This window comes from Frondihabitans sucicola, assembly GCF_030296615.1.
Taxonomy (GTDB): domain Bacteria; phylum Actinomycetota; class Actinomycetes; order Actinomycetales; family Microbacteriaceae; genus Frondihabitans; species Frondihabitans sucicola.
On sequence record NZ_AP027732.1, the window covers coordinates 2,374,815 to 2,384,507 of the forward strand.

The following is a 9,693-nucleotide window of genomic DNA, read 5'->3' on the forward strand; positions in this document are numbered from 1 at the left end:
GACGCCCTGAAGCTCGGCGAGGCCGACGCCGACGGCACGAAGCGCATCAGCGCCTCGCACGCGCCGTACGTCGTGCACGACGCCGACCCCTCGGCCACGTCGCGAGCGCCTGGGTGGAGTTCTACGACGATCGCGCCAGCCTGGGCACCCTCGAACTCGAGGTGTCGCTGGCGCTCTCCGCTTTCGCGGCGGGGGAGCGCGTCATGCCCGACTACTACGTCGTGCTCGACCCCGAGTCGATCGAGGGCACCTGGAGACACTGGTGGTTCGGGGCGCTGGGTTCGCATGCGCCGCGGCGGGTCGTTCCGCAGCCGTCTGCGCCCGGGGCCGTGCGGCGGTTGCTGCGGCAGCTGCCGCAGGCTCCGGGCTGGACGGCGCCGCGCGAGTGGTTGCCGGGATTGCCGTTCGTGGTGCCGGATCGGGTGGGGTTCGAGCACTAGGTGCTCGCGACGCCGGTTGCTCTGCGAGTCTCTGTCTCTGTTCGTCCGCGTCATTCCCTCGTCATCCGTCCTGACGAACTGGCACGTGAATCTGCTCGGCGCAGGCAGTTACAACACTCGTGTAGGTACCGTTATCTTCGCCACGCGGTGCTGCGGCGAGCCAAATCTTTCCTGGCTCGCGTTCGGGGACGAGATGTGTCGTCGCACTTCGGCGACTGCCCTACGGGGATTTGCTCCGCCTGAGCCGAGCCTGCTCCTGTTTCTGCAACGCCTCCGCCCGCACGAAAAAATCCGTCATCGTTCCCAGCTCCGCCACCGAATACCGACCCAACAACTCCCCGCCGCGCTCCACCAACGGCCGATGCAACTCCCAGGCCGTCGCCCGCAACGACTCCGTTGCAACGACAACGACTTTCCGCCCATCCTCCGGATGTGGCCTGCGCAGCGCGTGCCCAGCAGCAACCAGCCGATCAACCATCGTGGTGACGCTTCCGCTCGTCAGCCCAAGAGCAGCGCCCAACTCCGCCGGCGTCGCACCGGAAGCGAAGTCGAACATCAGCAGCTCGACGCACCGTGCGTCCGTCTGATTGATCCCCAGAGCGCGAGCGACCTCACGATCGAAGTCGTCGACCGACGCCTGGTAGCGACGCAGCGCCTCGCCGAATGCAGCAACAGCTTCACCCGTTTCTCTTGACAATCAAGACACCTTCCCGCAGGATCGAACTTGCTTGATTTTCAAGATAAACCACATATGGCGAGAAGCGGGAGCGACACAGTGAAAGTCATCATCATCGGTGGGGGAGTGGGCGGACCGATCCTGGCCCTCGCCCTGCAGCGGGCCGGCATCGAGTCGGAGGTCTTCGAGGCGCGAGAAGCGGAGGCGGAAGAGCGCGGCTCGTGGCTCAACTTCCAGGCGAACGGGATGGACGCGCTCCGTTCCATCGACGCCGCGGGCCCCCTCGAAGACGCTGGGTACGAGGTCGACACGATGTCCTTCGTCAACGGCAAGGGCCGCAGTCTCGGGCAGCTGCCGATGGCGGCGCGACGTCCGGACGGGCTCACGTCGCGGATGCTGTCTCGGGATGCACTCGCGCGAGGTCTCCGCACGCTGGCTGAGGAGCGCGGAGTCACGATGCACTACGGGCGCAAATTCGAGACGGCTCGACTTGATCCTGCGGGGGTTTGCGCTGTTTTCGACGATGGGTCGGAAGCGCGCGGCGACCTCCTGGTCGGGGCCGACGGCGTGTGGTCGAAGGTGCGGACACTCATCGATCCGCACGCGGCCATTCCGCGGTACGTGCCGGTGCTCAACACGGGTGGGTTCATTCCCGGGTTGACGGTCGATGTTCCCGAGAAGGAGTTCCGGATGCAGTTCGGCACGCGATGCTTCTTCGCGTGGATGCCCACGCCCGACGGCGGCACGGTCTGGTTCGCGAACCCGCCGCGGCGTCATGAGCCGGAACGCGGTGCGCTCGAGGCCATCGACGACGCTTCGTGGCGAGCTTTGCTACACGAGCTGATCGGGCAGGATCACGGTCCTGCGCACGAGATCATCGACGCGGCTCCGGGGCCCGTCGAAGCCTGGGCGACGTACGACCTGCCGACCGTTGCGCACTGGCACGACGGAGGCCGGATGGTGCTGCTCGGCGACGCTGCGCACGCGGTCGCGCCGTCGGCTGGACAGGGCGCGTCGATGGCGCTGGAGGATGCGGTGACGTTGGCTCGGTGTCTGCGGGATGTTCCGGGTGGGGTTTCCGGGCTGCCGGTGGCGCTCGCGCGGTACGAGGAGCTGCGGCGCGGCCGGACGGAAAAGATCGTCGCGCACGGGCACCGGTCGGCGAACGACAAGGCTGCGGGGCCGGTCGGGCGTGTCATCAGGGATGCGATGTTGCCGGTGATTTTTCGGCGAGCGTCGCGGGACGGTGGGGCGTCGATGATGTGGTTGCAGGGGAGTCATGTGGAGTTCGAGGAGCGCGTCGCTTTTTGACGTCGGACGTGCGCGCGATGACCACTGATGTTCGACGGGCCGAGTGCAGGTGGCCCAAAAGTGGGGGTAGCCACAAGCGAGGCTCAAGGTGGTGCCAGGTTGGATCCCTGCCTTAGGTTCAGATAACAACGAATGAGTGGGGGCGAACGATGGAGTTCGAAGAACGTCTCAATGCCATTGCGACAAAAGTACGCAATCAGCGTGAGGCAATCGTGACCGAGGAGGCGACGAAAAATGCTTTCGTGATGCCGTTCATTTCGTCGATTCTCGGATACGACGTCTTCAATCCTCTCGAGGTTGTGCCCGAGTTCACCGCGGATGTCGGGGTCAAAAAGGGCGAGAAAATCGACTACGCCATCATGCGCGGCGGCGAAGTTCAGATATTAATCGAATGCAAGAAGTCGACAGAGCCTCTGAAGATCGAACACGCTTCGCAGTTGTTCCGCTACTTCGCCGTGACCAATGCGCGCATCGCAGTCCTGACAAACGGTGAAGTGTATGAGTTCTATACCGATCTTGATGCGCCGAATCGCATGGATGCCAAGCCATTCCTCGTGCTTGATCTAGGCGACATCGACGATTCCCTGATTCCGTCACTGCAGAAGCTGAGCAAGGAAGTTTTTGATCTCGACTCGGTCATCAACGAGGCCGAAGAACTGAAGTACGTGGGATCACTCAAGCGGGCAATCGCAGCCGAGTTTCGCGAACCGGCAGATGACTTCATCCGCCTCTTCACCTCGCGAGTGTATGAGGGGTCAATCACCATGAAGGTCCGGGAGCAATTCACCGGGCTGGTTACAAAGGCATCGAAGCAATTCCTGAATGATCAGGTGAATGACCGACTGAAGACGGCCTTGGGTACTCCGGGTTTTGCTTCGACCACGAGTGAGATCGAGGCGAAGTCGGTGAGCAGCCATGAGGCGGCCGCGGACGATCTTGACCGGGACACGGAAATCGTCACAACGGCCGAAGAACTCATGGGGTACCAGATCGTGAAGGCAATCGCGTGCAGCGAGGTGAAGCCTGAGCGCGTGGCCCAACGAGACTCGAAATCGTATTTCGCAATCCTTCTCGATGACAACAACCGGAAGCCGATCGCGCGCTTGCATTTCAACGGTAAATCCACGAAGTACCTTGGGCTCTTCGATGCGGACAAGAACGAAACGCGCCATGCGATCGATTCGCTCGACGAGATCTACCAACATGCAGATAACATCCGGGCATCCATTCGCAGCTACGCCTGAAGCCCGATTGGAAGATCTTCAGCGGCTCGGGACTGGAGTCGTCACCGTTCCCCGTAGCGGACTACTTTCAACGCCGAGCCCAGGACCGACCGAGGTCACAAAGCAGTGTTCACTCTTGGAGCGCTGATCGCCGTTCTTGCGATGCCGCTCGGGAGGGGCGATCCGGCGCAAAGTGCCAGACTTACCCCGTGACCCTCGCCGACCTCCCCTGGATCTTTTCCGACCAACGCCCGCACGGCGTCCTCACGTACGACCACGACGACGTCGACTGGGTCGACGCTGAGGGCAAGTCGCCCCTCGGCGCCGTCCAGGATGTGGTTGTCGGAGCCGAGTTCGAGGTCAGTTTCGTCGTTCCCGGCAATGTCGAGCCGACGTCCGACCTGCTCGACTCGGCTCTGCCCGATCTGAACCTGCTGCTCGCCTACGAGTTCGGCGGAGCCCCGTCGGAGCTCATCGTCACGCCCTCCGTCGAGTCGTCCGAGAACGACATCACCGCGTCGTGGTCCGGAGACGGGCCGGTCGCCCTCGACGGCTTCGCAGACGCTGCTGCCGAATTGAAGTGGACCGACGAACAGGCGACGGAGGTCGAACGCTGGATCGGCTCGACCGTCGACCTGGCGCGACGCCTACAGTCTCACATCGAGCTGACGGCCGAGCGCATCGAGGACGACATCGCCCACGGCTTCACGGTCTCGATGCCCTTCGGTGACAACGAGAACATCGACGGCGGCTACATCGCCACCTTCCTGTTGCCGACCGACACCGAAGACGACGAACTCGACCCCGACGCGGTCAACGACCTCGGTCTCGACGGTGCCCGCGCGTGGGCTGCGGTCAGTACGCACTTCCCGGCGCAGTTCGTCATGGAGGCGTGCGGCTACTTCGGGTTCGACGTCGTCGAGTAGGGCGCCACCAGCAGGCGGCACAAATCGGGCCGCCGGCTTGAGCAGGCGCAGTTGCAAGGTGTCGATTTATCCCGCCACGTGAGACGCGAGCTGGGGTTCGCGCGTGGCCGAGCGAACGCCCCGGCGATCCAGGCGATAGAACAGGATCGTGATGGCCACGGCCACGAGAATCGCCACCGGCGCGCAACCTGGGCCGCCTTCGAATTCGACGCCGCCGCCCGGGCTCGAATCGACGGGGGTCGTCTCCAGGAGGAACGGAATCGTCAATGGAACGCCGGTCATCCAGACGATGACGAGTACCCCCAGCATGCTGTCGACGAGCAGGAGGGAGTCAGCACCGCGGCTCCCAGCAGAGACTGACACGCACTCCTCCACGCCGCGCGTCGCCGGCGCGCCGGACGCGACCGGGCAGCAGTCGAAGAAGGTGACGACGACGAGGACGGAGCCATCCCTCAAGTCTAGGTGGTTCAGAATGTCGTTCAGATATTTTAGCCGCCCCGAACGCGACAACCAGCCGCCCTCACTGTCAGAGGCCACCGCTAACGTCGTCTGCACGCCACGAACCACTGGGGGAGCACTTGTACGTCGATGCCGAGGGCGACCACGTCGTCACCAGCCCGTCCGATCTGAGCACGTGGGCGGCCTGCGAGTGGGCTTTCCTCCGGCGGCTCGATGCAAAGCTGGGCAGGATCGAGAGGGCGAAAGACGTGCCCGATGCGATGCTCGATCGCACTGCCGCGTTGGGCATCGCCCACGAAGTGCGCTACCTCAACCAGCTCCGCGAGCGGTACGGCACAGCGAACATCCTCGAGTTCGCCGACCGACCGGCTCCGGCAGAGTACGCGACGGCTGCAGCCGCCGCCCGCGACGCCATGCTGGCTCGAGTGCCCGTGCTGTACCAGGCCACGTTCTTCGACGGGTGGTTCCTCGGCTTCTCCGACTTCTTGATCCTGAACGATGCCGGCGACTACGAGGTCTACGACACCAAGCTCGCGCGGCACGCGAAGATCCCGGCCCTGCTGCAGCTCGCGGGGTACGCGGAGCAGATCGCCGCCCTTGGCATCCCCGTCGGCGACCGGGTGCACCTCGTGCTGGGCGACAACACCGTGAGCTCGCACGCCCTCAGCGACCTCCTTCCCGTCTACCGTGTGCAGCTGGCGCGGCTGCGGGCGGTGCTCGCCGACCGGCTCCTCGCGCCGTCACCGGTGCCCTGGGGCGACCCGCGATTCCTGGCGTGCGGCCGCTGCACGGCCTGCACCGAACAGGTCGAGGCTCACCGCGACCTCGTGCTCGTCGCGGGCATGCGGCTCGAGCAGAGGGCGAAGCTGCAGGAGGCTCAGATCACCACGATCGATGAACTCGCGTCGTCGGCCGGGCCGGTCGCCGGGCTGAGTTCCTCGACTCTGGCGAAGCTTCGCGCTCAGGCGCGCGTCCAGGTCGGCAGCGGCGAACTCCCGTTGGTCGAGGTCGTCGACCGGGAGGCGCTCTTCGCGATCCCGGCTCCGGACGCCGGAGACATCTTCTTCGACTTCGAAGGCGATCCGCTCTATACGGAGGGCGATCCGGCGCCGGGCGAGAAACGCGAGTGGGGGCTCGACTACCTCTTCGGGCTGGTCGAGTCCGACTCGACATTCGTGGCGTTCTGGGCACACGACTTCGCCGAGGAGCGAGTCGCTCTCCGCGACTTCCTGGCGTATCTGGCCGCACGGCGCGCGGCCTACCCCGACATGCACGTCTATCACTACGCGGCGTACGAGCGCACGCACCTGCTCTCCCTGGCCGCGCGGCATGCTCTCGGCGAGGAGCAGGTCGACGACCTCCTGCGCGACCACGTGCTGGTCGACCTCTACCCGATCGTGCGCAACGCGCTGATCATCGGCTCGCACAGCTACTCGCTGAAGAAGCTCGAGCCGCTGTACATGGGGTCCGTCGCGCGCGAGAGCGACGTCAAGACGGCCGCCGCGAGCATCGATGCGTACGTCGAAGCGATCACCGAGTTGCGCAACGGCGACCCCGCCGAAGGGCAGCGGCAACTCGACCAGGTCGCCGAGTACAACGAGTACGACTGCCTGTCGACACTGCGGCTCCGCGACTGGCTGCTGGCGCTCCTGCCGCCGTCCTCCCGAGAGCGACCAGAACCACCCGTGCCCGAAGAGCTCGTGCTGAACGAGCCCGACCCGGTATCCGTCGAGATGTCTGCTCTCGTGGCCGGTCTCGATCCTGCCGAGAGAACCTCCGAGCAGACGGCGCTCGCCCTCGGAGCCGCCGCCATCGACTACCACCGCCGCGAGAACAAGTCCTTCTGGCAAGAACACTTCGACCGGCTGACGGCACCGCTCGACGAATGGGCCGACACTCGTGGTGTCTTCGTCGTCGAGAGCGGCGAGGTCCTGCGCGACTGGTCGAAGCTGCCGAAGGCGAGAACGTGGTCGCGAGAAGTGCGTCTCTACGGCCAGCTCGCCCCCGGGAGCCGCCTCCGCGTGAGCAAGAACGCGGGGCCGTTCGCCCTCTACGAGCCGCCCGCGCCTGCGGCAGCACGACAGCTGAATCGTTTCTCTCGCTCAGCCGTGGCCGTGACGCTGGTGGAGGTCGACGACCTCGGCGAGTCGCTGGTCATTCGTGAACGGGTCGGCGACGAAGCCGACGCCTCCTCCGAACTGCCCGTGGCGCTGACACCGCCGCCGCCGCCGTTCGCGAAGCCGCAGCCGGAGGCGATCTCCGAGTGGGGTCGCGGAATCATCGACGTCCGGCCCACGATCAAGCCTGACGCAGCGTTCGATCTGCTGCGACGCGAGCCACCGCGCGGAGGAGTCATGCCCGTCGAGGGCACCGACACGATCGGCGCGGTCGTCACCACTCTGCTGGGCCTTGATCGCTCGTATCTGGCCGTACAGGGCCCTCCCGGCACCGGCAAGACCTACGTCGGTTCACACGTGATCGCGCGCCTCGTCACCGACCACGGGTGGAAGGTCGGCGTCGTCGGGCAGTCGCACGCGGTGGTGGAGAACGTGCTCGACGCCGTCATCGCCACGGGAGTGCCCGCGTCGCGCGTCGGAAAGGTACCCGCTGCCGACGCCTCGCCGGACGACACCGCCGTGGTCGAGTGGACCGTGATGAAGAACGACCAGATCCGCGGCTTCCTCTCCGAGCCGGGTGGCCGTGTGATCGGCGGCACAGCCTGGCTGTTCGCCAACGCGGACCGGATCGACAGGCTGGGGCTCGACCTGCTCGTGATCGACGAGGCGGGCCAGTTCTCGCTCGCCTCGACCATCGCGTCGTCGGTCGCAGCGTCCCGCCTGCTGCTGCTCGGCGACCCGCAGCAACTGCCCCAGGTGAGCCAGGGCATCCACCCCGAGCCCGTCGACGAATCGGCACTCGGCTGGCTGGCCGCCGGCCACGACGTCCTGCCGGCAGAGTTCGGCTACTTCCTCTCGCGGACGTGGCGCATGCACCCCGCCCTGACGCAGCCCGTGTCGCGCCTTTCGTACGCCGGAGCCCTGGAATCCCAGGCGGCATCTCGCACCCTGACCGACGTCGAACCCGGGCTTCACCCGGTGCCCGTCGTGCACACGGGCAACACCACATCGTCGGTTCTCGAAGCCGAACGTGTCGTGGCTCTCGCGGTGTCGATGATCGGTCGCCAGTGGACCGACGAAAACGGCTCGCGCCCCCTGACAGACGACGACGTCATCGTCGTAGCTCCCTACAACGCGCAAGCCGACCTGATCCGGGCCGGGCTCGACGACGCCGGGCTCACCGGAACCACGGTCGGCACCGTCGACAAGTTCCAAGGCCGCGAAGCCGTCGTCGCGATCGTGTCACTGGCCGCGTCGTCGGGCGCCGACATCCCGCGCGGGCTCGACTTCCTCCTGATGCCGAACCGGCTGAACGTGGCTCTGTCGCGCGCGAAGTGGGCGGCGTACCTCGTCTACTCGCCGGCCCTCGTCACAGGGATGCCGACGTCGGTCGCGGGGCTCGGGTTGCTGAGCGGGTTCATCGGGCTAGTGGGGGCCGACGGGTTCGAGAGCGCCGGAGACGCCGGCGTCGCGGTGATGTGACGCGGTTCGGCCGATTGCGTGCGCCGCGGCCGGCGCCCGTTCCGCGTCGGCTTGCCGCCTGCCGGCGACCAGACGACGATCGGCCGGGCGCTAGTCGGGCCCCGAGCGCAAACCCACGACCCACCGCGCACGCCACCACGGAAGTCAAGGGGAAGACACCGCCGCCGGCGGTCCCCTAAACTCCGGAACGATCAGGGCCCGCACCCGAAGATCCGGAGACTTGCAGTGCCCCACGACGACGCACAGCCGCGCCCGAACCACCCAGAGCCCTCGGGGCGTCACGAAACCGGGCCGCTGCGGGTACCGGGCTCCGCACACCGAAACTCCTGGCAGCGCGCCGGCGGAGGGCCGGTCGTGGTGGGCGCGATCCTGCTGGCCGTTGCCACCTGGATCGAGTACGTCGTGCTCGGGCCCGGCGCCCCGCTGGAAGTGTTCGTCCTCTTCCTGGTGCTCTTCGGCGCATCGATCGTGCTGTTCGCGGTCGCAGCCTTCGCGCTCGCGCACTACGGCATCGTCGGCACGTCACCCGGAGGCCGCTTCGCCCTTCGTGCCTACGGACTCTGCTGGGTGATCTCGCAGGCCGCATACCTCGCCTACAAGTACGTCCTCCCGCCCGCGACCTCGAATTTCTACGCGGTCCTGCTGTCGACCCTGTTTCTCGCACTGACCTTCGTGTTCGGGGTGGTCGCGGCCGCCTTCATCGCAGCACGCAGGATCGCGTGGGGTCCAGCCCGCTGGAGTCTCTTCGTCGCAATCGCGATCTCCGTCGGAGTCGGCCTTCTGACCTCCCGCTCCGACTCCCTGATCCTGCTCACCGTCTGGGAGACGATCTCCGCCCTCGGCCAAGTGTTCGTCGGCCTGACCTACTGGTTCGCTCGTGGTCGCGACCCCTGGATCAGCTGAGCCGTCCGCGTCGTCCGCGGGCGCAGCCCTGAACGGACGACGCCGACCCGGTCACGCCGCAGGGTGCCAGACGGCAATCCGGCTGCCGTGCGGATTGTCAGTGCATCCTCGTGTGTGCGTGGCCTGCGCCTTCGGTCGCGAAGACGTGCCGGGGTC

General features: G+C 66.2%; 8 protein-coding genes. 6 read left to right on the forward strand and 2 right to left on the reverse strand.

The window, feature by feature from the left end:
• Positions 1 to 113: 113 nt before the first annotated feature.
• On the forward strand, positions 114 to 440 hold the full coding sequence (locus QUE79_RS12225) for a hypothetical protein (RefSeq protein ID WP_286343355.1): 327 nt from the start codon (positions 114 to 116) through the stop codon (positions 438 to 440).
• A 220-nt stretch (positions 441 to 660) separates the two neighbouring features.
• Here QUE79_RS12225 and QUE79_RS12230 read toward each other — a convergent pair whose 3' ends face one another.
• A complete protein-coding gene (locus tag QUE79_RS12230; RefSeq protein WP_286343356.1) occupies positions 661 to 1,137 on the reverse strand; it encodes a MarR family winged helix-turn-helix transcriptional regulator in 477 nt (158 codons plus the stop codon).
• 27 nt (positions 1,138 to 1,164) lie between these two features.
• Here QUE79_RS12230 and QUE79_RS12235 point away from each other — a divergent pair, with 27 nt between their 5' ends.
• From QUE79_RS12235 to QUE79_RS12245, 3 genes are all read left to right on the forward strand, one after another.
• Positions 1,165 to 2,427, forward strand: coding sequence for an FAD-dependent oxidoreductase (locus QUE79_RS12235; protein WP_286343357.1), 1,263 nt, complete (start codon positions 1,165 to 1,167; stop codon positions 2,425 to 2,427).
• Between the two features lie 149 nt (positions 2,428 to 2,576).
• Complete coding sequence (locus tag QUE79_RS12240; RefSeq protein WP_286343358.1) at positions 2,577 to 3,671, forward strand: type I restriction endonuclease; 1,095 nt, start codon at positions 2,577 to 2,579, stop codon at positions 3,669 to 3,671.
• Positions 3,672 to 3,859: 188 nt separating this feature from the next.
• The gene (locus tag QUE79_RS12245; RefSeq protein ID WP_286343359.1) at positions 3,860 to 4,576 is read left to right on the forward strand and encodes a hypothetical protein; all 717 of its coding nucleotides are present in this window, start codon (positions 3,860 to 3,862) and stop codon (positions 4,574 to 4,576) included.
• 66 nt (positions 4,577 to 4,642) lie between these two features.
• Here QUE79_RS12245 and QUE79_RS12250 read toward each other — a convergent pair whose 3' ends face one another.
• Positions 4,643 to 5,131: a hypothetical protein gene (locus QUE79_RS12250; protein WP_286343360.1), complete on the reverse strand. Its 489-nt coding sequence runs from the start codon at positions 5,129 to 5,131 to the stop codon at positions 4,643 to 4,645.
• A gap of 23 nt (positions 5,132 to 5,154) precedes the next feature.
• Here QUE79_RS12250 and QUE79_RS12255 point away from each other — a divergent pair, with 23 nt between their 5' ends.
• Both QUE79_RS12255 and QUE79_RS12260 read left to right on the forward strand, forming a co-directional pair.
• Entirely contained in the window at positions 5,155 to 8,634 is a 3,480-nt protein-coding gene (locus QUE79_RS12255) for a TM0106 family RecB-like putative nuclease (protein WP_286343361.1), read from the forward strand.
• Between the two features lie 354 nt (positions 8,635 to 8,988).
• A complete protein-coding gene (locus tag QUE79_RS12260) occupies positions 8,989 to 9,537 on the forward strand; it encodes a hypothetical protein (protein ID WP_286343362.1) in 549 nt (182 codons plus the stop codon).
• Positions 9,538 to 9,693: the final 156 nt, after the last annotated feature.